Origin of the sequence: Enterobacter cloacae complex sp. IR5402, assembly GCF_049238125.1 — a bacterium.
Classification (GTDB): Bacteria; Pseudomonadota; Gammaproteobacteria; order Enterobacterales; family Enterobacteriaceae; genus Enterobacter; species Enterobacter hormaechei_C.
Window position 1 is genome coordinate 155,132 of the sequence record NZ_JBMKHO010000001.1, and the last position, 26,237, is coordinate 181,368.

Here is a 26,237-nt window from a genome sequence, read left to right on the forward strand (position 1 = left end):
CCATTAGCAGCATTGAACCTTTCCTGGAGCAGGGAAGCGTATTAAGCGATGCGCCGTGGGGCTGGATTGCCGGTGCGGCGTTAGGGGGCGGTGCGATCGGCGCACTGCTGGCTCACGGCGGCGATGGCGAAACCAAAACGAAGGTTATTGATAATACAAAAGAAGTCGAAAGCGCCACGCCGACATTTTTGCTGACGGACAACGCGGGTGACAAGCAGGGCGTGCTGAGTGCAAAAGAGGTCACGGATGATAACACCCCCACCTTCAGCGGTACCGGGCAGCCGGGCGCGACCATTCAGGTTAAAGACGGCAGCGGCAGCACCATCGCCAGCACCATGGTCGCGAAGGACGGCACCTGGACGGTAACACTCCCGACCCAGGCGGACGGGGAACATACCTGGTCCGTCGTACAGATCGACGGCAGTAAAACGACCTCTGCGGGCAGTATTAACGTAACCGTTTCTACAGCGGATACCAGCGTGACGCTCGCCACCACGGCGGGTGATAACGTGATCAACGCCAGCGAACAGTCCGCGGGCTTTACGCTGTCCGGCACCAGCAAAAACCTGGCGCAGGGAACGGCGCTTACCGTCACGCTCAACGGTAGAACCTATACCGCAGAAGTGGGGGCAAACGGCGCATGGAGCGTGAAGGTCCCTGCTGCCGACGCACAGGCGCTGGGCGATGGTACCTGGACGGTCAACGTCAGCGGAAAAGACGCGGCGGGCAACACCGTGTCCGGCAGCCAGACGATTGGCGTGGATACCGCCTCGCCAGTGATCTCTGTCGACACGATCGCCCAGGACAACATCATCAACGCGGCTGAACATAATCAGCCGCTGACGCTGACGGGGAAAACCGATGCGGAAGCGGGCCAGATTGTGACGGTCACGCTGAACGGCAAAAATCACACGGCGACCGTGGGCAGCGACGGCAGCTGGTCCGTTACGCTTCCGGCCAGTGAAGTACAGACGCTGGCTAACGGCGAGCACACCCTGACGGTAAACGTCAGCGACAAAGCGGGTAATGGGTCCTCCATCACCGCCGATTTCACGGTCGATACCGCATCGCCAGTGGTCACTATCAACACCGTCGCGGGCGACGACATTCTGAACACCAGCGAGCAGGGGCAGGCGCAGATTATTTCCGGCCAGGCGAACGGCGCGGCGGAGGGCGACGTTGTCACCGTGACCGTTGGCGGCAAGACCTTTACCGGTGTCGTCCAGGCGGACGGCAGCTGGAGCGTCGGCGTGCCTGCCTCCGTCATTGGCGCGCTGGGGGAAGGTAGCCACAGCATTTCGGTCGCCGTGACCGATGCGGCGGGCAACACCGGCAGCGCGACGCACGGCATTACGCTGAGCGGCAACCCGCCGGAATTTACCCTTGATCCCATCAGCCAGGATAACGTCCTGAATGCGCAGGAGGCCATGCAGCCCCTGAGCCTGAGCGGGACCAGTAATCTGCCGAACGGCAGCGCTGTCACCGTGACGCTGAACAACGTTAACTATCAGGCCACCGTTGAGAACGGTCGCTGGTCCGTTCAGGTGCCGGTTTCCGACGTGCTGGATCTGGCGAATACCCTTTACACCGTCAGCGTCAGCGGCACCGACAGCGTGGGTAACAGCGGCTCCGCCGAGGCGAATCTGCTGGTAGACACCGTGCTGCCGCAGGTGATCGTCAACACCTTTGCCGGGGATAACCTGGTCAATAACGCCGAAGCGGCGGTTGACCAAACCCTCAGTGGACGCGTCACCGGCGCGGCGGCGGGCGATACCGTCTCAGTCACCGTGGGCGGCAAGAGCTACACCGCGACGGTTGGCAGCGACCTGAAATGGAGCGTGACGATCCCATCGGCCGACCTCCAGGCGTTTGGCGACGGCGATTTAACCTTCAGCGCCTCTGTCACTAATGCGCACGGCAATACCGGCACCGGCGAACGTGATATCAACATCAACGCCGAACTGCCGGGCCTGCGCGTGAACACGATCTCTGGCGATGACGTGATTAACGCCATCGAGCAGCAGCAGGATCTGGCCGTCACCGGCTCCAGCACTCATCTGGCCGAAGGCACACAGATCACCGTTACCATCAATAATGTCGAATACGTCACCACGGTTAACGCCAGCGGCAGCTGGCAGATTGGCGTGCCGGCGGCGGACCTTCAGGCATGGACGGCGGGAGGCATCACCGTCAGCGTCAGCGCGGAAGATGCCTGGGGCAACACCGTGGCGGCTGAACACCCGATCGAGCTTGACCTGAATGCGGTGGCTGTCACCATCGATACCGTAACCACTGACGATATGCTCAACGCGGCAGAAAAAGGCGCGGATGTCACGCTTTCTGGTCAGACGCAGGGCGTGGAGGCCGGGCAGACCGTGGTGGTGAAATTCGCGGATCAAACCTTTACTGCACAGGTGCAGCAGGACGGCTCCTGGCACCTGACCGTTCCGGCGAGCGCGATGGAAACGCTGATCGACGGGCGTGCGCAGGTGAGCGTCAGCGTGACTAACGTCAACGGCAACAGCGCGGACGCCTCACGCGTGGTGATCGTCGATACGCAGCCGCCAGCCATTACGCTTGATAACCTGACCGACGACAACATCATTAATGCGGCAGAAGCGCAGCAGGATCTGGTGCTCAGCGGCAGCACAACCGCTGAAACGGGCCAGACGGTCACCGTGACGCTGAACGGTAAATCTTACCAGACCACGGTACAGGCGGACGGTCGCTGGCAGCTGAACGTGCCTGCCGCCGACGTGGGCGCGCTGACCGATGGCAATGTCACCGTGACGGCCACCGTCAGTGACGTGGCGGGCAACAGCAGCAGCGCGGACCGCGTTGGGCTGGTGGATGCTACCGTACCGCAGATGACCATCAACGATTTCGTCACCGACACCAACACCGTTAACCAGCTGGCCCATGCTCAGGCGCAGATCCTGAGCGGCTCCGTCACCGGCGCGGCGGCGGGCGATTTGGTCACCATCACCATCAATAACGTGGACTACACCACCGTGGTGGATGCGGCAGGAAACTGGAGTCTCGGCCTGCCTGCGTCCGTCATTCAGGGGCTGACGGACGGCACCTGGACTATTAACGTCTCCGTGACCGATCGGTCCGGCAACACCGGCAGCAGTTCAGTGGATGTGGTGGTCAATACTGTGACGCCCGTTATCGGTATTAACACGCTGGCAGCGGATGACGTGATCAATGCGGCAGAGAAGGGCGAAGATCTGCTGCTTTCCGGTACCAGCAACCAGCCGGAAGGAACCACCATCACTGTTAATCTGAACGGTATCAACTACTCCGCCACCACCGACGCCAGCGGCAACTGGAGCGTTACCGTACCCGCCTCTGCGGTGAGCGCGCTGGGTGAAGCCAATTACACCGTAACGGCGAGCGTCACCGATAATGTGGGCAATAGCGCCGCTGCCACGCACGATGTGCTGGTGGACAGCTCGCTGCCGGTTGTTACCCTCAACAACTTTGCGGGCGACAATATCGTCAACGCGGCGGAAGTGGCCGCAGGGCAAACCCTGACCGGAAAGGTTTCTAACGCGGCATCGGGTGATACCGTCACGATTATCCTCGGCGGGCAGACATACACGGCTACCGTACAGGACGATCTCACCTGGAGCCTGCCGTTAACCCAGAGTCAGTTAACCGCGCTCGGCAACGGCGACCTGACCGTGTCGGCCAGCGTGACGAACGCGCACGGCAATACCGGATCGTCTTCCCTGGATGTCACCATTGACGCCGAGCTGCCCGGCCTGCGCATTGATACCGTCGCCGGTGACGACGTCATTAACATAATTGAACACGCGCAGAACCTGGTTATCTCCGGCACCAGCACCGACCTGGCGGCGGGTAGCACCGTCACCGTGAGCATCAACGGCAAGAGTTATTCCGCATCGGTACTGGCGGACGGCACATGGCAGGCTGCGGTTCCGGCCGCAGACGTCTCCCGGTGGGCGGACGGGTCGCTCACCATCAGCGCCAGCGCGCAGGATACCTCCGGCAACCCGGTGAACATCGGCACCGTGGTGGATGTCGATCTCGCCCCGGTGGCGATAAGCATTAACAACGTGACGGACGACAACGTGCTGAACGCGGCAGAAAAAGGCCAGGATCTGGTGCTGTCCGGCTCCTCCTCGAACGTTGAAGCGGGCCAGACCGTTACCATTATCTTTGCGGGTAAAACCTGGACCACGACGGTCGATTCCAACGGCGACTGGACCTGCACCGTACCGGCTGCCGATCTGAGCGGCCTGAAGGACGGCGACGCCAGCGTACAGGTCAGCGTAACCAACGTGAACGGCAATGCGGCCTCTTCCTCGCAGGCATTCAGCGTCGCTACCGCCGCGCCAGCGGTCACCATCAACACCATCAGCGGCGACAACATGCTGAATGCGGCAGAGGCGGCGCAGGATCTGACCCTGAGCGGGACGTCTACTGCCGAAGCAGGCCAGACGGTCACCGTGGCCTTCAACGGCAATCAGTACACCGCCCAGGTGCAGGCAAACGGCAGCTGGACGCTGGACGTACCGGCGGCGGATATGGCAGGCATCGCCGACGGCAGCGCGGCGGTCACGGTGACCGTGTCCGATAAAGCGGGCAACCCGGCCAGTGCAGGGGCGTCCGTGCTGGTCGACACTACCGTGCCGCAGATTACCTTCGACATTGTGGCGGGCGACGACATTGTTAATATTGCCGAGCACGGCCAGGCGCTGATTGTCACCGGCAAGGTGACGGGCGCGCAGGCGGGCGATGTGATTACCTTGACCCTGAACGGCAAAGACTACACAGCGATGCTGGACGGTGCCGGAAGCTGGAGCGTGGGCGTTCCGGCGGCAGACGTGGGCGCGCTGGCTAACGGCGATCAGACGATCTCCGCCACGGTCACCGATAAAGCGGGCAACAGCACCAGCGCGACGCACGCGTTTGACGTCTCCCTGACCGCGCCGGTGATTGCCATCAATACCCTGGCGGTTGACGACGTGATCAACGCGACCGAGAAAGGCCAGGACCTGTTGATCTCCGGTACCAGCAACCAGCCGGACGGGACCCGCATCACCGTAACCCTGAACGGTATCAGTTACGCCGCCACTACCGATGCCAGCGGTAACTGGAGCGTCACCGTTCCGGCGGCAAATGTCTCGGCATTGGGCGAAGCGAGCTATAGCGTGACGGCCAGCGTGACCGATACTGCGGGTAATAGTGCGAACACCAGCCATAGCGTGCTGGTCGACAGCGCGCTGCCGCAGGTCACCATTAATGCGGTTGCCACCGACGACGTCATTAACGCGGCGGAAGTGGCTTCCGGACAAACCCTGAGCGGGAAAGTGAGCGGTGCCGCGAGTGGTGACACTGTCACAATTTCGGTGGGTGGCAATACCTACACGACAACCGTGCAGGACGATTTAAGCTGGTCGGTTAACGTCGCGTCTGACGTGTTAACCGCCATCGGCAACGGCGACCTGACCGTATCCGCCAGCGTCACTAACGGCCACGGTAATACCGGCTCCGGCGAGCGCGACATCACGATTGATGCCAACCTGCCTGGCCTGCGGGTCAATAAGGTGGCGGGTGACGACGTGATCAACAGCATCGAACACGGACAAAACCTGATTATCACCGGCTCCAGCGACGGTCTGGCAGCGGGTTCAGCATTGACGGTGACCGTTAACGGTAAAACCTACGCGGCCACCGTACTGGCAGACGGTACCTGGACGGCCGCCGTTCCGGCAGCAGACGTCGGCGCGCTGAGCGAAGGCACCGTCACCGTGACCGTTGAAGGCCAGAGCGCAGCGGGCAACCCGGTTTCTATCAGCCACGACGTGAAGATCGACCTGGCGACGGTTGCTATCAGCATTGACGCTATCGCTACCGACGACGTAATCAATGCGGCAGAAAAAGGCGCAGATCTGGTGCTGTCGGGTGCCACCACCAACGTGGAAGAAAACCAGACCGTTACCATCACTTTCGGCGGTAAGACCTATAGCGCGACGGTGGATGCCAGCGGCAACTGGACGGCGACCGTACCGTCTGCCGATTTAGGTAGCCTGAAAGACGGCGACGCCAGCGTGCAGGTCAGCGTCACCAACGTGAACGGCAACAGCGCCTCGGCGGGCCGCGAGTACAGCGTGGACGCCACCGCGCCGACGGTGTCCATCGAGATCGTCAGCGACAACAACATCATCAACGCGGCCGAAGCGCAGCAGGATCTGGTCGTTAACGGTGTCTCCAACGCCGAAGCGGGCCAGACCGTCACCGTGACGCTGAACGGCGTGGACTACACCACCACCGTACAGGCGAACGGCAGCTGGAGCGTCACCGTACCGTCTGCGGATATCGGCGCGATTACCGACGGCAGTTACACCATCACGGCAGCCGTCGCGGATAAGGCGGGTAACCCGGCCTTAGCGGACCGCGATGTGCTGGTGGATACCACGGTGCCACAGCTGACCATTAACACCGTTTCCGACGACGACGTGATCAACAGCGCCGAGCATGCGCAGGCGCTGATTGTCACCGGTTCCGTGACCGGTGCGGCGGCGGGCGACGTGGTGACCGTCACCATCAATAACAAAGATTACACGGCGACCCTGGACGCTTCCGGCAGGTGGAGCGTGGGCGTGCCTGCGGCGGACGTGAGTGCCCTGACCGCCGGGGATCACACCATCACCGCGGCGCTGACCGATAAAGCCGGAAACAGCAACAGCACAACGCACGAGGTTGAAGTCAACCTCACTGCGCCGGTGCTGACCATTGACACCGTGTCCGGCGACGATGTGATCAACAGCAGTGAGAAAACGCAGGATCTGACCATCACAGGTACGGCTTCCGGGCTGGCCGTGGGCGCGGTGGTCACCGTGATGCTCAACGGCAAAGCGTACAGCGCCACGGTGGATACCAATGGCCAATGGACCACAACCGTTCCGGCGAGCGAGGTGGGGCAACTGGGTGAAGCGCTTTACACCGTGTCGGCCTCCGCAACGGACAGCGTCGGCAACAGCACCAGCACCTCGCACACCGTGAACGTGGAATCCGTGCTGCCTGGCGTCATCATTAACACCGTGGCGGGCGACGACGTGATCAACGCGGCGGAGCTGGCAACCGGCCAGACCATTAGCGGCACAGTGGTGAATGCCGAAGCGGGCAACACCGTGACTGTGTCTGTTGGCGGCCATAACTACACCGCAACGGTGCAGAGCGATCTGACCTGGTCCGTCAGCGTACCGGAATCTGTGCTCACCGCGCTGGGCAATGGCGATCTGACCGTGACCGCCAGCGTCACGAACGGCGTGGGCAACAGCGGCAGCGGCGAGCGCGATATCACTATCGACGCGAATCTGCCGGGCCTGCGCGTGGACACCGTGGCGGGCGATGACGTGATTAACAGCATCGAACACGGGCAGAATTTGATTATCACGGGTTCAAGCGACGGCCTGACGGCGGGCACAGCGCTGACCGTCACCGTAAACGGTAAAACCTATGCAGCCACCGTGCTGGCAGACGGCACCTGGAGCGCGGCGATCCCTTCTGCGGACGTGAGTGCCCTTGCCGCAGGCACGGTCACCGTGAACGTTGAAGGCCAGAGCAGCGCGGGCAATCCGGTGACTATCAACCATGATGTGACCGTGGATCTGGCAAACGTCGCGATCAGCATTGACGCCATCGCTTCCGATGACGTGATCAACGCCGCCGAGAGGGGTGCGGATCTGGTGCTCTCCGGCACCACCGCGAATGTAGAGGAAAATCAAACCGTCACCATCACCTTCGGCGGCAAGAGCTACACTGCCACGGTGGACGCTGAGGGTAAATGGACCGCCACGGTGCCGTCTGCGGATCTGGCTGGCCTGAAGGACGGTGACGCCAGCGTGCAGGTGAGCGTCACCAACGTGAACGGCAACAGCGCGTCTGCGGGCCGCGAGTACAGCGTGGATGCTACCGCGCCGTCCGTGACCATCAACACGATTGCCACCGACGATATCCTCAACGCCTCAGAAGCACAGTCCGACCTTGCAATCTCCGGCACCAGCACCGCCGAAGCAGGCCAGACGGTGACCGTATCGCTGAACGGCAAAGATTACACCACAACCGTCAGCGCGAACGGCAGCTGGACGCTGAACGTGCCGGCAGCTGACCTTGCAGGATTAACCGACGGCAGCGTCACCGTAACCGCGAGCGTGAGCGACAAGGCGGGTAACCCGGCGTCGGTTGACCACGCCCTGACGGTGGACGTCACCGTACCTGCGGTGACCATCCACACCGTGGCAGGCGACGACGTGATTAACGTGGCTGAACACAATCAGGCGCAGATTATCAGCGGCTCCGCCACCGGCGCGGCGGCGGGCGATAAGGTCACCGTCACGATCGGCGGCCAGACTTATACCACCGTGCTGGATGCGGCGGGTAACTGGAGCGTGGGCGTTCCGGCGAATGTGATTTCAGGCCTCAGCGACGGCACCGTGACCGTCTCTGTGTCAGTCACCGACGCGGCGGGCAATACCGGCAGCGGCACGCATAATGTGACCGTCGATACCGGTCTGCCATCGGTCAGCTTCAACGCCATCAGCGATGACAACGTCCTGAACGCCGTTGAAAAAGGCCAGGATCTGAGCGTCAGCGGCACCAGCGCCAACCTGGCGGAAGGCACCCTGGTCACCGTGACCCTGAACGGTAAAAACTACACGGCGACAACTGCGGCAGACGGCACCTGGAGCCTGACGGTTCCGGCTGCGGATCTGGCCGGTCTCGGTCAGGCCAGTTACACCCTGAACGCGACGGCCACCAACGGCGTGGGCAACAGCGTGAGCAATTCTGCGAACCTGCTTGTCGACACCGCGCTGCCAACCGTCACCATCAACACCGTGGCGGGCGACAACGTCATCAACGCGGCGGAAGTGGCCGCGGGTCAGACCCTGAGCGGCACCGTGGCGAATGCCGAAGCGGGCAACACCGTGACCGTCGCTATCGGCGGCCACAGCTACACCGCAACGGTGCAGAATAATCTGTCCTGGTCCGTCAACGTGCCGTCTGACGTGCTGACCGCACTCGGCAACGGCAGCCTGAGCGTAACCGCGACCGTCACCAACGGCCACGGCAACACCGGCACCGGCGAACGCGAGATCGCTATCGACGCTAACCTGCCGGGGCTGCGCGTCGATACCGTGGCGGGTGACGACGTGCTCAACACCATCGAGCACGCGCAGAACCTGATTGTTTCAGGCACCAGCGACGGGCTGGCGCCGGGCACGGCGCTGACGGTTACCGTCAACGGTAAAGATTACGCGGCAACGGTGCTGGCAGACGGCACCTGGCGCGCGGCGATCCCGTCCACCGACGTGAGCGCGTGGCCGGAAGGCACCGTGAAAATCAGCGTTACCGGTGACAGCGCGGCGGGTAATCCGATCATCATCAGCCACGACGTGACCGTTGATCTGGCTACCGTTGCCATCAGCATCAATGCGCTTGCCACCGACGACGTGATTAACGCGGCGGAGAAGGGCGCGGATCTGGTGCTGTCCGGTGTGACCACCAACGTGGAAGCCGGGCAGACCGTGACCATTAGTCTGAACGGCAGGATCTACACCACCACCGTGGACGACAGCGGCAACTGGACTTACACCGTGCCGTCAGCGGATCTGGCTGGCCTGAAGGATGGTGTCGCCAGCGTACAGGTGAGCGTCACCAATGTGAACGGCAACAGCGCCTCGGCGGGCCGTGAGTACAGCGTGGATGCTACCGCGCCGTCCGTGACCATCAACACCATTGCCACCGACGATATCCTCAACGCCTCAGAAGCGCAGTCCGACCTGGCAATCTCCGGCACCAGCACCGCCGAAGCGGGCCAGACGGTGACCGTATCGCTGAACGGCAAAGATTACACCACAACCGTCAGCGCGAACGGCAGCTGGACGCTGAACGTTCCGGCGGCGGATCTGGCAGGATTAAGCGACGGCAGCGTCACCGTGACCGCGAGCGTGAGCGACAAGGCGGGTAACCCGGCGTCGGCGGACCACAACCTTACGGTGGACGTCACCGTTCCGGCAGTGACCATCCACACCGTGGCAGGCGACGACGTGATTAACGTGGCTGAACACAATCAGGCGCAGATTATCAGCGGCTCCGCCACCGGCGCGGCGGCGGGCGATAAGGTCACCGTCACGATCGGCGGCCAGACTTATACCACCGTGCTGGACGCGGCGGGTAACTGGAGCGTGGGCGTTCCGGCGAATGTGATTTCAGGCCTCAGCGACGGCACCGCGACCGTCTCTGTGTCAGTCACCGACGCGGCGGGCAATACCGGCAGCGGCACGCATAATGTGACCGTCGATACCGGTCTGCCTTCGGTCAGCTTCAACGCCATCAGCGACGATAACGTGCTGAACGCGGTGGAAAAAGGTCAGGATCTGCGCGTCAGCGGCACCAGCGCCAACCTGGCAGAAGGCACCGTGGTGGCCGTGACCCTCAACGGCAAAAACTACACGGCCACGACGGCGGCAGACGGCACCTGGAGCCTGACCGTTCCGGCAGCGGATCTGACCGGTCTCGGTCAGGCCAGTTACACCCTGAACGCGACGGCCACCAACGGCGTGGGCAACAGCGTGAGCAACACCGCGAACCTGCTTGTAGATACCGCGCTGCCAACCGTCACCATCAACACCATTGCGGGCGATAACGTCATCAACGCGGCGGAAGTGGCCGCGGGTCAGACCCTCAGCGGCAAGGTAGCGAACGCGGAGGCGGGCAATACCGTCACCGTGACCATTGGCGGCAACACGTACACCGCGACAGTGCAGAGCGATCTGACCTGGTCCGTGAACGTGCCGGAATCCGTCCTGACGGCGCTGGGCAACGGCGACCTGACGGTGTCTGCGACTGTGACCAACGGCCACGGCAACACGGGAACAGGCGAGCGCGATATCACTATCGACGCCAGCCTGCCGGGGCTGCGCGTGAATACCGTGGCGGGCGATGACGTGATCAACAGCATTGAGCATGGTCAAAACCTGATCGTCTCCGGCACCAGTGACGGGCTGGCGGCAGGCACAACGCTCACCGTGACCGTGAATGGCAAGACCTATGCCGCGTCGGTACTGGCAGACGGCTCCTGGAACGCGGCGATCCCGGCGGCAGACGTCGCGGCCTTCGCAGCAGGTACCGTCACCGTGACCGTGGCAGGCCAGAGCGCGGCGGGCAACCCGGTGACCATCAGCCATGACGTGACCGTCGATCTGGCGGCGGTGGCTATCAGCATTGATGCGATTGCCACCGACGACGTGATTAACGCGGCGGAGAAAGGCGTGGATCTGGTGCTCTCCGGCAGCACCTCGAACGTGGAGGAAAACCAGACCGTTACCGTTACCTTCGGCGGCAAGACGTACACCGCGAAGGTGGATGCTGACGGTAACTGGACGGCCACCGTGCCTTCCGCCGATCTCGCGGGCCTGAAGGACGGTGACGCCAGCGTGCAGGTGAGCGTCACCAACGCGCACGGCAACAGCGCCTCGGCGGGCCGCGAATATAGCGTGGACGCGACTGCGCCAACCGTGAACATTGATACGGTAACCGGCGACAACGTGATCAACGGCAGCGAAGCGGCTGCGGGCGTGGACATTTCCGGCACCACCACGGCTGAAGTCGGTCAGACGGTCACCGTGACGCTGGGCGGAAACAGCTATACCGCACAGGTTCAGCAGGGCGGCGTCTGGAGCGTGAACGTGCCGGGCACAGACCTGTCCGCACTGGCGGATAACGGTTACACCGTGCAGGCCAGCGTGAGTGACGCCGCGGGTAATCCGGGCAGCGCGGGGAAAGCGATTACGCTTGATACCACGCCGCCGACCGTCAGCTTTAACGTTGTGGCGGGCGATGACGTCATCAACAGCGTGGAGCACGGGCAGGCGCAGATCGTCAGCGGCACCGCAACCGGCGCCAGCGTCGGCGATAAGGTGGTCATCACCATCGGTTCGAACCAGTACACCACCACCGTTGACGCCAGCGGCAAATGGAGTGTGGGCGTTCCGGCCAGCGTGATTTCCGCGCTGACCGACGGCACCGTGACCCTTAGCGCGACTATCACCGACAGTGCGGGTAACAGCAGCACCCAGACCCACGACGTGGTGGTAAATACCGCATCGGTCGCGCTGACCGTCAACACCCTCAGCGGTGATGACGTGATCAATGCGGCAGAAGCGGGCGCGTCGCTGGTCATCAACGGCTCCAGCGCGCAGTTCGCCAGCGGTACGCAGGTCACTATCACCCTGAATGGTAAGAGCTATACGGCCACTATCCAGAGCGATGGCTCCTGGACAACCACCGTACCGGCCGCCGACGTGGGCACCCTGGCCGACGGCGCGAGCTACCAGGTTTCTGTTTCGGCGCAGGACAGCGCCGGGAACAGCGCCTCGGCGACGCACACCATCAGCGTGGACACCACCGCGCCGGTGATTAGCGTGAACACGTTGTCGGGCGACGATGTGCTGAATGCGGCGGAAGCCCAGCAGGCGCTCACCGTACAAGGCTCTTCCAGCGCGGAAGCAGGCCAGACGGTGACCGTCACGCTGGGCGGCAAAACCTACACTGCGCTTGTGGCAAACGACGGGACGTGGACGCTGGATGTTCCGGCAGTCGATCTGGCTGCACTGAGCCAGGGGGCGCTGACGGTGACCGCCTCGGTCAACGATAAAGCCGGTAACAGCGGCCAGACGACGCATACCTTAACGGTCGATACCATCGCGCCAGCCGTCACCATTAGCACCGTGGCTGATGACGATATCGTCAACAACGCCGAGCAGCTGGCGGGACAGACCATCAGCGGGACCACCACCGCGGAACAGGGCCAGACGGTGACCGTCTCCTTCAACGGCCACAGCTATCAGGCGACCGTCGGGGCGGACGGCTCCTGGTCGGTCTTCGTGCCGGGGCGTGATTTCCTTGGCCTGAGCGACGGGGATTACACCATTACGGCTACGGTGAGCGATAAGGCAGGTAACCCGGGCAGCGCAACGCACGACGTGACGCTTAACGGCGACGTGCCGACCATCGCCATTAACACCTTTGCGCAGGACGATATCGTAAATGCCGCCGAACATGGCACGCCACTGGTTATCAGCGGCACCACCGATGCGCCAGCGGGCCAGACGGTGACAATTACGCTTAACGGTAAAACCTACACGGCTACCGTTCAAAATGACGGCACCTGGAGCTATACGGTCGGCAGCGCAGACGTGACCGCGCTGGCGGACGGCGGTTCGTACGTGATTAACGCGCAGGTGAGCAACGCCATCGGCAACAGCGTCAGCGATAACCACACCGTAACCGTGGATCTCACCGCACCGTCGATGGGGATCAGCATTGATTCCCTGCAAAACGATACCGGCCTCAGCGCGAATGACTTCATCACCAACGACAGCCAGGTGGTGGTGAATGGTTCCCTGACCGCGCAGCTCGGCAATAACGAGAAGGCGCAGATCAGCCTTGACGGCGGCGTCACCTGGATCGACCTGACCGTCACCGGCACCACCTGGCGCTACACTGATGGTCGCACCCTGACGGACGGTACGTATCAGTACCAGGTGCGCGTGATTGATAACGCGGGCAACGTTGGGGCAACGGACAGCCAGGACGTGGTAATCGATCTGACGAAGCCTGCGGCGGCGACCATTACCGTGGATTCCGTCTCGCAGGATACCGGCCTGTCCGACAGCGACTTCATTACCAGCGACAACCAGATCAGCCTGAAAGGGACGCTCGGCGCGGCCCTGGGCAGCGGCGACCACGCCCAGATCAGCCTGGACGGTGGCGCGACCTGGACTGACGTGAGCGTTAGCGGCCTGAGCTGGACGTATATTGATGGCCGTACGCTGACCGACGGGGATTACAACTACCAGCTGCGCGTGATTGACGAGGCGGGGAATATCAGCGCCACCACCAGCCAGGTGGTGACCATTGATACCGTCGCGCCGGACGCCAGCAAAACGATCGCTATCGACAGCATCAGCGACGATACCGGCCTGAGCAGCAGCGACTTTATCACTCGCGACACGTCCCTGACCCTGCACGGCTCACTCGGCGCGACGCTGGCCGACGGCGAATATGCCCAGATCAGCATCGACGGCGGCGTCACCTGGCAGAACGTGATCGTCACCGGCAACAGTTGGTACTACGTGGACGGCCGCACGCTGGGTAACCAGACCTATGACTACTACGTTCGCGTAGTGGATGCGGCGGGCAACGTGGGTGCCAGCGCTCATCAGCAGGTGACGGTCGATACGGTCGCGCCGGATGCGGCGATTACGGTGACCGTGGATAACATCACCGTCGATACCGGTTTCGATAACAATGACTTCCTGACCAGTTCGACCTCGTACACGCTCAACGGGACGCTCGGGGCCGAACTCGGGGCGGGTGAGTATGTGCAGGTGAGCATGGATGGCGGCACCACCTGGGTTTACGCCACGGTAAGCGGTACCCAGTGGCGCTATACCGACGCGCGCACCCTGGCCGACGGCGACTACCGCTATCAGGTGCGGGTTGTCGATCAGGCGGGCAACGTCGGGGCCACCACCACGCAGGACGTGACGGTGGATACCCAGGCGCCGCAGTACGGCATCACCATTGACAGCATCAGCGAAGATACCGGGCAGTCCGGAAGTGATTTCATCACCATGGACACCTCGCTGACAATCAACGGTTCGTTGGGCAGCGCGCTGGCCAGCGACGAGCGCGTACAGATTAGCCTCGACGGCGGCAATACCTGGATTGACGCTACCGTCACTAACCAGCGCTGGAGCTATACGGACACCCGCGATCTGGCGGACGGGGATTACAACTACCAGGTGCGGATCATCGACCAGGCGGGCAACGTCGGCTCAACCACTTCGCAGGTAGTAACGGTTGATACCACGCCGCCTGATACGGTGGGAACGGTGGTCAGCTATACGACGGGGAAGGCGAACGTCAGGGCAGCTTCGGCGCTTCGGTGGCAACAGATGACAACTCTCCAGTGATTAACGGGACGCTTAACCGTGCGCCGGACAGTGGCGAGATCGTGCAACTGTATCGTGACGGTGTGCTGCTGGGACAGGTGACGATGAACGGCGCCGCCAGCTGGTATTTCCAGGACAGTGGTCTGAATGACGGTAATCACGTCTATATGCTGCGTGTGACCGATCTGGCAGGTAACTTCACCGACTCAGATGATTTCGTGCTGAAAGTGGATACGAGCATCCCGACCACCACCGTGACCATTAACCCTCAGACGACGACAGATAGCACCCCGATTCTGAGTGGACTTGTATCGGCGGGACTGACCAACGGCGAGTACGTGGTTATCACCGTGAACGATAAAACCTACACCTCAGAGACTGGCGGTGCGGTCGTGGTCGATCCGGATAACAACACATGGTATTTGCAGCTCCCTGACGGCGATGCGCTGAGCGTGAAGAATTATGATGTTACGGCACAGGTGAAAAGCAGCGCCGGCAACGGTAATACCGCTGGGTTGACCACCGGTAGCCTGATTGTAGGGAGTGAAGAATCATTGACGCCGGCCTGGTCATTTACCGCCGCGAACTACTCCTATTCTGCCAGCTATATGCTGGATTCGGATGGGCTGTGGACGATTATGGCCAACCAGCAATTCGCATCCGCCAATACCAGTAGCCGTAACGCTTACACCGTTTCAGGCAATTTCTCAATGACGGGGAGTTACACAACCGGTACTTACGCGGATATCAACCGCGACGGGCTGGCTGACGTGCTGGCGGAAGGGACAAGTTACTCGTACATGGTGCAGCTGATTAACAATGGAGACGGTACATACACTTCCAGTACGCTGACCAATATGGGGGCTGCGGTGTGGTATGGCGCGGTGGTCGCCATTGACATCAAGGGCGATGGTTACACTGACTTTGTCATCGGCGATGCTGGCGGGCCTGATTCCAGCACCGTCATGCTCAATAACAACGGCACGCTGACGGGCAGTTCGAAGTCCGGTACGTACTCCAGTTTCGTATCGGGATCAACGGTAGGTAATTACAACAGTCTGATTGAAACGTCCGGTGTGGATTTGAACAACGACGGGAAAGTGGATATTGCCCAGCATACGACCAACGGGGGCAACAACTATGCCCTGTCGACCATGTTTAACCAGGGCAATGGCTCATTTACGTGGGGGCAAAACTTCACCAATACCATGTACAGCGGCTATGGTTCCGCCGCAGCGTCCAATGCCGTGAGTATGACCTGGGCCGACTTTAACGGTGATGGTTACATGGACCTGTATATGAGCATGTCCCGTACCTCCAGCGGAACCAGTCAGGGCGGGGTGTTAATGCTGAACGACGGTAGCGGCAACCTTCTGGCCGGCACCGCGGTTGGAACGGCGACCACGGATAAGTTTGTGGGTAACGTCAGCGTGGCGGTGGACTGGAACCTCGACGGTCACATGGACATCATCAAGCTGGCGAATAGCGGGCAGTCTTATCTTTACACCAATGATGGACTGGCAGGTACTGCAAGCTTTACTGCTTCGAAATTCAGTACCGCTACGTCAACTCAGGTATCCGGCGCGGCTCTGCTTGATTACGACTGGGATGGCGCACAGGATCTGCTCATTTTCCGTCAAAACGGTACGGTTTTACTGGAGCGGAATACCAATACGGTCGCACCAGGTACGGCCTTGCATCTGAAGATTGTCGACAGCGAAGGGATTAACGCCTTCTTTGGCAACACTGTCCAGCTGTACAACGCGGCAGGCCAGCTGGTCGCCAGTGAAATCATCAATGCCCAGTCCGGGATTGGCATTAACGATTCCTCGTCGCTCATCAGTTTTTACGGCCTGGATCCCAGCGAGACGTATCACGCGGTGCTGGTTCGTGCCGTTAACGGTGTTTCGAGTAACGTAACCTGGGACGGGCTGACGGCAGGAGACGGTAAAGAAAGTTACGCCCTGACGGCTGAAGCTGCTACGGGCGGTCACCAGGGCACCCTGACAGGAACCGGCTACAACGATACCTTTATCGCTGAAGCAGGGACGTATACCTACAACGGTTCCGGTGGCTGGACGACGACCTCTGAACACGACACGTGGAGCAGTACGGGCGGCATGGATGTCGTGGATTATCGCAACGCCACTTCCGGCGTCACCGTCGATTTAGGACGCTCTACGGCGCAGAGTACCGGATTCGATACCGCGACACTGGTGAATATTGAAGGCATCAACGGCTCCGACTATGACGACGTGATCACCGGCAACAGCGGTGATAACCAGTTCGAAGGCCGGGGCGGGAACGACACCTTCAACATCGGCACCGGCGGTCACGATACGTTGCTCTATAAGCTGATCAACGCGTCTGACGCGACGGGCGGCAACGGCAGCGATGTGGTGAACGGCTTTACCGTCGGCACCTGGGAAGGGACGGCGGATACGGACCGTATCGACCTGCGCGACCTGCTTTCCGACAGCGGTTATACCGGCACCGGCTCGGCGAGCTACGTCAACGGCGTGGCGACGCTGGACAGCAGCGCGGGCAACATCGCCGACTACATCCGCGTGGTGCAGAACGGCAGCAACACCGAGATCCAGGTTGACCTGGACGGCACCGGCGGTCAGTTCTCGCCCACCACGCTGGTGACGCTGAACGGGGTGCAGACAGATCTGGCGACGCTGCTGGCGAACCACCAGCTGTTAATTGCGTAAAACACTGCCGCGGGGAGCGATCCTCGCGGCTTTTTGCGTTTCTTTACACGAATAGCCATAACCCTATATTTCACAAGATTATTTTGCGGGCTCGTTTAGACAGTGTTCGATTTCTAATCATCCCGGAAAGGTATCATTTCAGTGCGAAATCATCGCCCTGAACAGGACGTAGCATTATGAAGACACATCCACAGTACGAACCCTGGTTGCAGGGCATGCTCATCATCGCGAAATATTATCGGCTGGATTTTTCGGCGGAGCATGTTCGGGTCACGATTAACCATGAAAGCCAGTCGCCACGCCAGCTGGTGCTGGAGGAGATGGCGCGCCAGCTTGGGCTGGGGATGCGTTGGGTGGCGGCGGAAGCCCTATCGCTCGATCCGTGGCGTTTACCGCTGCTGGCGGAGTTTACCGGCGGGCAAATTGCGGTCATCAACCGTATGGACAACGATGGGAACGTCAGCGTGCAGTTTAGCGGCGACGGCGGCCTGGAGACAACGCTGACGAGGGACGAGCTCGGTTCGCGGTTAAAGGGGCTGATGGTGCTGCGTCCCCTGGAGTCCACGCCGGATGCGCGCGTGGATGATTACATCAAACCCTATGAGAAAAACTGGTTCTGGCAGCTGGCGCTGAAAGACTGGCGTCGTTACAGCGATATTATGCTGGTGGCGCTGGTCGCCAACGTGCTGGCGCTTTCCGGCATGGTCTTCTCCATGCAGGTCTACGACAGGGTGGTACCGTCGCAGTCAGAAGCCACGCTGTGGGTGCTGTTTGGCGGCGTGATGATTGCCATCGTGTTCGAATTCATCATGCGCATGCTGCGCGTGCACATTTCTGACGTGGTGGGGAAGCGCGCCGATCTGCGCATCTCTGAACGCGTCTTTGCCCACGCGCTGCGGATTAAAAACGGCGCACGCTCGAAATCAACCGGATCGTTTATCGCGCAGATCCGCGAGCTGGAGTCGGTGCGGGAGCTGATCACCTCCACCACCATTGCCGCTATCTCCGATCTGCCGTTCTTCCTGCTGTTCGTCTTCATTCTGTGGATGATTGGTGGTCCGCTGGTGCTGGTGGTCCTGCTCGCCGTGCCGCTGTTGCTTATTCCTGGCCTGCTGGTGCAGCGCCCGCTGGGGAAACTCTCCAGCGAAGGGATGCGTGAATCGGCGATTCGCAACGCCACGCTGGTGGAAGCGGTGCAGGGGCTTGAGGACATCAAGCTGATGCGCGCTGAGCAGCGGTTCCAGAACCAGTGGAATAACACCAATGACGTTGCCGCCAGCGTCGGCATGAAGCAGCGCTGGCTGACGGGGCTGCTGCTAACCTGGACCCAGGAGGTGCAATCTATCGTCTACGCCGTGGTGCTGCTGGTGGGGTGTTACCTGGTCATCAGCGGTGACATGACCACCGGTGCGCTGGTGGGCACCTCGATTCTGGCGTCCCGGACCATTGCGCCGCTGTCGCAAATTTCTGGCGTGCTTTCCCGCTGGCAGTCAGCAAAGGTGGCCCGCAAGGGACTGGATGACCTGATGCAGCGCCCGATTGACGATCCCCAGCACGGAAAGAAGGTGCATAAAGCCCACCTGCGCGGTGATTATCTGCTGGACGACGTGGGGTTTTATTACGACGAAGAAGAGAAGCTCACCGTGCTGAATATCAGCAAACTGCGCATTCGCGCCGGGGAGCGCGTGGCGGTGCTCGGGCGGAATGGTTCGGGGAAAAGCACCTTGCTGCACCTCCTCGCGGGAATGCAGGAGCCGCAGCAGGGCAGCATTTTGCTGGACGATATTGCTCTCAATCATCTTGACCCGGCCGACGTGCGCCGCGATATGCAGTTGCTCAGCCAGCAGGCGCGGCTGTTCTTCGGCTCCGTACGCGACAACATCCTGATGGGTAATCCGCTGGCGACAGACGAGGAAATCCATCAGGCGCTGGTCAACAGCGGCGCGCTGGAGTTTGTGCGCAAGCAGAAAATGGGGCTAAACACCATCATCAACGAGGGCGGAACGGGGCTTTCCGGCGGGCAACGTCAGGCGCTGCTGCTGGCGCGCGCGCTGATCACCTCGCCGAATATTCTGCTGCTGGATGAACCCACCGCCTGGCTGGATGAGGTCAGCGAGAAGCAGTTTATCCAGCATCTGCACCAGTGGCTCGGTAAGCGCCGGACGCTGGTGGTGGCGACGCATCGCCTGCCGATTCTGGACCTGGTTGACCGCATCATCGTCCTGGAAAACGGCAAAGTGGTGATGGATGGCCCTCGTGATGCCATTTTACGCCAGCACGGAATGGCCCCGCAGCAGGCGCCGCAGCGTACGGTTAAACTGAAAACGGAGGGCGTGGCATGAATGATTTCTCCCGCTTTTATAGCCGACTGAAGGAGCCCCGCCTGCCGCGTTCGTCGCTGGTGGCATGGTCGCTGTTTGCCCTGCTGGTGGTGTTTATTACCTGGGCCAGCCTGTTCCAGCTGGATGAGGTCACGACGGGCAGTGGCAAGGTGATCCCGTCCTCCCACGAGCAGGTGATCCAGTCCCTGGAAGGGGGGATTATTCACAGTCTGATGGTGCGCGAAGGCGACATCGTCGAGCGTGGTCAACAGCTTGCCCAACTGGACCGGACGAAAACCGAGTCCAGCGTGCTGGAGAGCGAGTCTCGATTAAACGCTGCAATGGCGACGGCCGCGCGTCTGAATGCTGAGGTGAACGACACCGGGCTGACATTCCCGGCAGAGCTGGATGACGACGTTGAGCTGGTCAAACAGGAAACGGCGCTTTATCAGTCACGTCGCGAAAGCCTTGAAAAAGGGCTGGCGGGTTTACGCCAGGGAGCGGATCTCGTGCAGCGTGAACTGGCATTAACGCGCCCGCTGGTGACGCAGGGGGCGGCCAGTAAGGTCGAAGTCTTACGCCTTGAACGCCAAAAAAATGAGCTGGAGAGCAAAATCACCGAGATGAAAAACCAGTACTACGTTCGCGCCCGCGAAGAACTGGCGAAAGCGAACGCAGAAATAGAGGCGCAGCGTTCGGTCATGAAAGGACGCGAAGATTCACTCACCCGCTTAACGTTTAATGCGCCGGTGCGTGGCATCGTGAAGGATATTGACGTGACGACGGTGGGCGGGGTGATCCCGCCGAACGGCAAACTGATGAGCCTGGTACCGCTTGATGACCAGATGGTGATAGAAGCGAAAATCTCGCCGCGCGATGTCGCGTTTATCCATCCCGGGCAAAAAGCGCTGGTGAAAATCACCGCCTATGATTACTCGATCTACGGCGGGCTGGAAGGGGAGGTGACGATGATTTCCCCGGATACCCTTCAGGACGAGGTGAAACGGGATGTTTATTATTATCGCGTTTATATTCGTACAGACAGTAACCATCTGACCAACAGGCAGGGCAAGGCGTTCCCGGTGTTCCCGGGCATGATAGCCACAGTTGATATCAAAACCGGCAGTAAATCCGTCATTGATTATCTGCTGAAACCGTTGAATAAGGCAAAAGAGGCGCTGCGCGAGCGGTAAAAAAGGCGTTCAGCAAACCGAACGCCCGTCAGATCAGAGTGTAGGCGTCATGTTGACAGCATGGCGTCGTTCTTTTGGTACCACATTGATGTAATGTGTGACATACGCAAAATATAATCCGGCATAATTTTCGACAAGCTCGATAAAGGCCGGATAAATTGACATCCGGCCATCGCCGCGATCTTTAAGATAACCTGCCTCCTGCGCCGATTTGATAATGCGGTTGACGTGAATACGCGAGACGAAAAATTCTTTTGCCAGCGTGCTGGCTGAATACGCTATTATGGCACCGTGTGCTGTTTTGTTTTTAATGGCCTGCAAATAGAGATAGAGCATAATCATTCGTCCACCATCCTTATCAATAAATAAACCCACCTCCGGAAGCACTTTCCTGAATGTTAATCCGCGGAAAAGGTACTCTGCGGCGCGCCGGAAAAAGTTGTGCCTCAGAATGTCATTGTCGAGAAGGTTAACATTAATGTTGAATGCCGGATAAAGAATGCTGACAGGCGTAAACGCCCCGGACATATAGCGTTTAAGCTCATCGAGTCCTTTTTCCGTCGGCGCAATTTTTGTTTTTCGGCGATCTTCACTACAGCGCCAGGTCTTTATTCGCCCGGTAGTTTTAAGTATGGTAATGATCGCGATAACACTGTTAGGGCTGGCGATATTGTAACGGGTGCATAGCGCCTTAATCTCTGAAACTGACTCAGCCTGATTGCCAAAAACAAAACAACACATGGACAATATTATGTTGAAGCGTGATTCCTGAAGCATCGTTTTGTAGAACAAGGGTTGTTTTTTATAAATGACATCATTAATTCTGTAGTGTTCTGTTATAGCTTCACCAAATCGCGGGTTGTTTTTAATGACATCCCTTCGATGTAGCAAAGCCCTGGATGAGATGTGATTATCCATAGCATTTTCTCTTTTTGTCTGGGCCGATAAGATGAAGTGTCCGGTCTTCTTTTTCGGAATTTTCATTATACCTCGAGAAATGCATATTTACTGTCGTTATATGAAAAGAAAGTAATATTTATGCTGCATATGGATGAGTCGGTTGATTAACGCAAAAATGTTCCTGTGCATAACATTGATAACGGTTTATTAACCAAACAGGGTGCGGTAAAATTATTCAATGCGACAAAGAGTATTGGCTTTAATTACAGATGGGAATACTATTTTCATTCTCAGGAGCAGGTTATGTCTCAAAATTTACCTTCTATACAAGGTACGTGCTACAAGCAACGGTTTGTTATTTCAGCCTGCGGTTTCACCTTCGAGGGGTATAGCCTGCTTCTGAAGTCACGTGGCGTAAACGCCACGCGGCTCCATTTTGAAGAGGATGAAGTTTGCTCAGGTGATGTTCAGAAAATGATGCAAAATCAACCACCTGAAGTTGCTGTTTTTCTTGGTCGCGACGTCGCTGCCTTTCTTGAAAGCCTGAAGCAGTTGGTATCGGTGCTGAATGCGCTGCCGGTTATTTGTAGCGTGACGCTGTATGGCGCAATACCAGAGAGATGGCTTTATGCCACGTTGTGTAGTCTCGTTAATAATACCAAATCGTTATCGATGATCAGGATAGCGAATATTTCAGACGTAATGGACTGTGCAGACAACATTTATGACGTGCATACCGATTCATCACGCATATTGCGTGATGGACCCGAGAAAGAAGGTAAAGAAAGTCTGAATGGCTTAACAAAGCGCGAATTAACCGTATTGCTGAATTTTTATCGGGGTATTTCGATAAAAGAGCAGTCTGCGAGGTTAGGGTTGTCAGATAAAACCATTTATACCCATCGAAAAGTGGGGTTGGGTAAATTATATCTTATTAGAGTGTGGTTTAGCGATGCACGTGTTTTCAGAGATGAAGTCTGTGCAGTGAAAAATAATCCGCAGGGATTTTCGGATGCGGAAATTGATATTTTGCAGGCGTTACATAAGCGGGAAATCTTTGCGGCTTATCAAATTATTACTGATGGCGATAAAAAAGGAGTAGGCTTTGAAATTCTGCTGCGCTGGCATAAAAAAGGTCAGGTTCTGAAGGCTGCCCAATTTCTGGGTGGGGTGAAAAATGGCGAAATATGGCTCAAGCTGACGGCGTTAGTCATCCACGCGGCCGTGTCAGGTATCAACAGATACAATGGAAAATATTATTTTTCGGTTAATATTCCGCCTCCACTGGCTACCGGGAACGCGCTGCCGGGAATGGCGAAAAAAGCCGTTGAGATGTTACTGAAGCCGCAGTGGGCCGGGAAAATTGTCTTTGAATTAGCTGAAGCGATTGATGTGACAAAGGATCCAAATATTCCTGTCACTCTTCAGCGTTTACGCGCCGAGGGGTGTCGGCTGTTTCTGGATGATTGCTTTTCCAGAGATTATGCTATGTTACCCATCCGACAGATTAATGTTGATGGATTGAAGCTTGACCGCGATATAGTTGAGCACTTTGTTGCTAACGACAATGACTATAGCATTATTAAAGCGATACAGATATACAGCGACATGACGGGAAGGGAATGCGTTGCGGAAGGCGTCGATAGCGAAGAAAAATTTGAAAAACTTGTCGCGTTAGGGGTTAAACGCTTCCAGGGATATTATCTTTCCCGGGCGGTTAAAGAAGAAGAGCTTGATCGAATGGTACGGCTATTTAGTTAATGGGTTCACTATGCTGGTGGTACGACAGAGAAACTTTTCTACCACCAGCAAAAACAGTCACTCACCAGCGCAATAATCTGTTATCAGATATCATCGCGCGTAAAACCGACAACAATTTCAAGCGTATTTCGAATGACATCGCAGGCTTCGGGCTCCTCGGTAATTTCGAGGGCGTGAATCAGTTGCAGGATAATCTCTTTATTAGAGAGATTGTCACCGGTCAGCATAATACAGCGTATTGCCGAGCCCAACACTTCAACCTCACCACTGAGATGTTTTCCTGCATTAAGAAAATGTTCCGCCAGTCCTTTATCGTGCAAGGCTTCAAAATTATACGTCTGCTGCATAATCGCTTTACTCATGGTGGTCACCGTTTCGGTTAAAATTAGTGTTTCTTGTCTGGGGTCAGAAGCGTGTTGTGAGTAAAGAGAGATCGCATGCGACCCATGTCATAATTGCCCATCACTCTTCCCCGGTCGTGCGAGACGCCGGTTACACGCTGGCGCACTTCATCTTCAGCGGCAATCAATGCATTTTTACGTTCATCATTTGATTCAACGTTAGCCATCGCCCGCAGGCGATTAGCAAGAGACACAAAGGTAATAGGTCCGTTCTCTTTCAGTATGGATAATACGGCCTCACCGATAAGGTCATCCTTAAGTCGTTCAAATTTAGTTCTATGCATAGCTTCAATCTCACTCTGCTACACGCGGCAGGCTGTAGCATGGGGTTAGTCATCGCATTCAGGAGCTCTATTCTCACTCAGCATGACTAACTTAGTAAGTTAAAAAACAGTGTTCAGGTTAACGCTCGAAGAAGAGGGCTATCAAACCGTTGTAGTGCGCTTTCTCAACGTCAGACGTTGATTCTTCAATTCTGCGCAACAGCTTTGTACAAATTGTCATTCTGCTCAGTTGTACATTTTCTTGGATGATCTCACTGACGATGGCACCAAGGGTTTCCTGCTGTGTTGGGACGTTATCCTTGTTAAAATACAAGGTGATAGCGCTTTCTGCTGTAGAGGGAGCATGGTTGCGACGCATAATTTTCCACCGTTAACAAACAATTTTGTAACATCACTGGCATCGAATTTATACTATATGGTCAAATCTGTACATCAAAATTGTACAACTTTTTCGTATGGATCGGGCTTTTAACAGGAGAACTATCAAAATTAGGGGGGAGAGAAGGAAAGAGGGGGAAAAGAAAAGGCCCCGGAGGGCCTGAAATTATTTACGTCCCAGCAGAAGTCCCAGAACGATACCTACCGCACCCGCAGCGATTAAGCCCGTTAACGGGTTATTTCTGACGGCTTCAGTAACATCCGAAACGGCATCACTGGCCTGGGCAGCATATTTTTTCGCTGCACCTTTCACCTGGTGTTTAGGGGAGTCAACGAATTCACCAAACTGCTGCTGCGCAGAGCCGGATAATTCATCAAGTTTGTTTTTGGCTTTATCGCCAGCGTATTGTGCATTTTTATCAGTGTCGAAATCAGACATTCCAGCCTCCTATTGTTGATAGTCTAAGGATAGACGCTGATTTCAGGCGTGAGCGAGATTTCGCTGAAATCGACGCCTGATTGCCCCTTTTTAGGATATGTCTTTCTTACATGGCCACCCTAACGTCCTAAGGATGTCGTTGATAAAAATTTCCCTTGCCGTCTCTCTACGCAGCACCAGGAGATTATTTTTGTCGTGCGTGAGCGGGAAAGGTAACGTAATAGCCAAGGGATGCAGCCAGGCACAGCATATAGCCGAACGATTCCGAACCTTCCTCCACGGCGTTTTTCACGACACGCATATAGCCATGCTCCAGGATGGCGTGCCACAGCACCTGCATCCCAAAGAGGCGGGAGAAGACCAGTACAGCCAGCAGGCCGCTCAACAGAATACCGTACCAGGGGGATTGGGTATATTTTGCCAGCTGTTCCAGGGTAGCGCGAAAATGCATAACGGGGCGAATTAACGCCAGCAGAGCGGCAATCAGCGCGAACCACACCCAACTCCCATGAGAAATGAGATCAAAAAGCGCGTCCAGTTCACGAATTAGCATTGTCAGGAAAAATCCGCCCACCAGAATATTACAGTAACGCATGGATTCGTACATTTTCGCCAGACGAAAATGGAGAAAGACAATAGTCGCTAATACCGTTTCCTGCATAATTTCGGTCAGTGATAATTCCGGAATATCATGGCCGACAAACCGCATATCTACCCAAAGACAAAGTACAATAAGTGCGCAAGCGGCCGCTGCGCCAACGAAGAATAAAAAGCTCTTTAGTACAATCATTAACACCACCATTTTGTTTGTAGCGAGTATGTTAGGTGACGAGAATGTTATTTCTGTCCACAT

The 26,237-nt window shown here is 57.9% G+C and carries 9 protein-coding genes and 1 pseudogene; 4 read left to right on the top strand and 6 right to left on the bottom strand.

Annotated elements, in window-relative coordinates; translation table 11 throughout:
• Positions 1 to 2: 2 nt before the first annotated feature.
• The 3 genes and pseudogenes from ACOTXL_RS00860 to ACOTXL_RS00870 all read left to right on the top strand — a co-directional run.
• Positions 3 to 17,707: pseudogene (locus ACOTXL_RS00860) on the top strand (Ig-like domain-containing protein); the annotation flags it as partial.
• Between the two features lie 176 nt (positions 17,708 to 17,883).
• The gene (locus ACOTXL_RS00865) at positions 17,884 to 20,049 is read left to right on the top strand and encodes a type I secretion system permease/ATPase (RefSeq protein ID WP_045336224.1); all 2,166 of its coding nucleotides are present in this window, start codon (positions 17,884 to 17,886) and stop codon (positions 20,047 to 20,049) included.
• The gene (locus tag ACOTXL_RS00870; RefSeq protein WP_045349898.1) at positions 20,046 to 21,221 is read left to right on the top strand and encodes an HlyD family type I secretion periplasmic adaptor subunit; all 1,176 of its coding nucleotides are present in this window, start codon (positions 20,046 to 20,048) and stop codon (positions 21,219 to 21,221) included. Before ACOTXL_RS00865 ends, ACOTXL_RS00870 begins: the two co-directional genes overlap by 4 nt.
• A gap of 33 nt (positions 21,222 to 21,254) precedes the next feature.
• Here ACOTXL_RS00870 and ACOTXL_RS00875 read toward each other — a convergent pair whose 3' ends face one another.
• Positions 21,255 to 22,139: a hypothetical protein gene (locus tag ACOTXL_RS00875; RefSeq protein WP_032610223.1), complete on the bottom strand. Its 885-nt coding sequence runs from the start codon at positions 22,137 to 22,139 to the stop codon at positions 21,255 to 21,257.
• 285 nt (positions 22,140 to 22,424) lie between these two features.
• On the opposite strand from ACOTXL_RS00875, the gene ACOTXL_RS00880 reads away from it, so the two are divergent.
• Positions 22,425 to 23,882: an EAL domain-containing protein gene (locus ACOTXL_RS00880; RefSeq protein ID WP_045349900.1), complete on the top strand. Its 1,458-nt coding sequence runs from the start codon at positions 22,425 to 22,427 to the stop codon at positions 23,880 to 23,882.
• A gap of 83 nt (positions 23,883 to 23,965) precedes the next feature.
• Here the strand turns inward: ACOTXL_RS00880 and ACOTXL_RS00885 are convergent, their stop codons facing one another.
• The 5 genes from ACOTXL_RS00885 to ACOTXL_RS00905 all read right to left on the bottom strand — a co-directional run bounded on the left by ACOTXL_RS00885 (position 23,966) and on the right by ACOTXL_RS00905 (position 26,174).
• Entirely contained in the window at positions 23,966 to 24,244 is a 279-nt protein-coding gene (locus ACOTXL_RS00885; RefSeq protein WP_044596271.1) for a biofilm development regulator YmgB/AriR family protein, read from the bottom strand.
• Positions 24,245 to 24,267: 23 nt separating this feature from the next.
• Positions 24,268 to 24,567: a hypothetical protein gene (locus tag ACOTXL_RS00890; RefSeq protein WP_003857266.1), complete on the bottom strand. Its 300-nt coding sequence runs from the start codon at positions 24,565 to 24,567 to the stop codon at positions 24,268 to 24,270.
• Between the two features lie 118 nt (positions 24,568 to 24,685).
• Complete coding sequence (ycgZ, locus tag ACOTXL_RS00895; protein WP_045349902.1) at positions 24,686 to 24,925, bottom strand: regulatory protein YcgZ; 240 nt, start codon at positions 24,923 to 24,925, stop codon at positions 24,686 to 24,688.
• A 186-nt stretch (positions 24,926 to 25,111) separates the two neighbouring features.
• On the bottom strand, positions 25,112 to 25,384 hold the full coding sequence (locus tag ACOTXL_RS00900; protein ID WP_003857263.1) for a DUF883 family protein: 273 nt from the start codon (positions 25,382 to 25,384) through the stop codon (positions 25,112 to 25,114).
• Positions 25,385 to 25,568: 184 nt separating this feature from the next.
• Positions 25,569 to 26,174 (bottom strand): hypothetical protein, encoded by a 606-nt coding sequence (locus ACOTXL_RS00905; protein ID WP_032609156.1) that lies wholly within the window; start codon positions 26,172 to 26,174, stop codon positions 25,569 to 25,571.
• Positions 26,175 to 26,237: the final 63 nt, after the last annotated feature.

Bases quoted from the DNA above. Each gene is read 5' to 3' on its own strand.
- ACOTXL_RS00865 (WP_045336224.1), top strand. From the start codon at position 17,884: ATGAAGACACATCCACAGTACGAACCCTGGTTGCAGGGCATGCTCATC.
- ACOTXL_RS00870 (WP_045349898.1), top strand. From the start codon at position 20,046: ATGAATGATTTCTCCCGCTTTTATAGCCGACTGAAGGAGCCCCGCCTG.
- ACOTXL_RS00875 (WP_032610223.1), bottom strand. From the start codon at position 22,139: ATGGATAATCACATCTCATCCAGGGCTTTGCTACATCGAAGGGATGTC.
- ACOTXL_RS00880 (WP_045349900.1), top strand. From the start codon at position 22,425: ATGTCTCAAAATTTACCTTCTATACAAGGTACGTGCTACAAGCAACGG.
- ACOTXL_RS00885 (WP_044596271.1), bottom strand. From the start codon at position 24,244: ATGAGTAAAGCGATTATGCAGCAGACGTATAATTTTGAAGCCTTGCAC.
- ACOTXL_RS00890 (WP_003857266.1), bottom strand. From the start codon at position 24,567: ATGCATAGAACTAAATTTGAACGACTTAAGGATGACCTTATCGGTGAG.
- ycgZ (WP_045349902.1), bottom strand. From the start codon at position 24,925: ATGCGTCGCAACCATGCTCCCTCTACAGCAGAAAGCGCTATCACCTTG.
- ACOTXL_RS00900 (WP_003857263.1), bottom strand. From the start codon at position 25,384: ATGTCTGATTTCGACACTGATAAAAATGCACAATACGCTGGCGATAAA.
- ACOTXL_RS00905 (WP_032609156.1), bottom strand. From the start codon at position 26,174: ATGATTGTACTAAAGAGCTTTTTATTCTTCGTTGGCGCAGCGGCCGCT.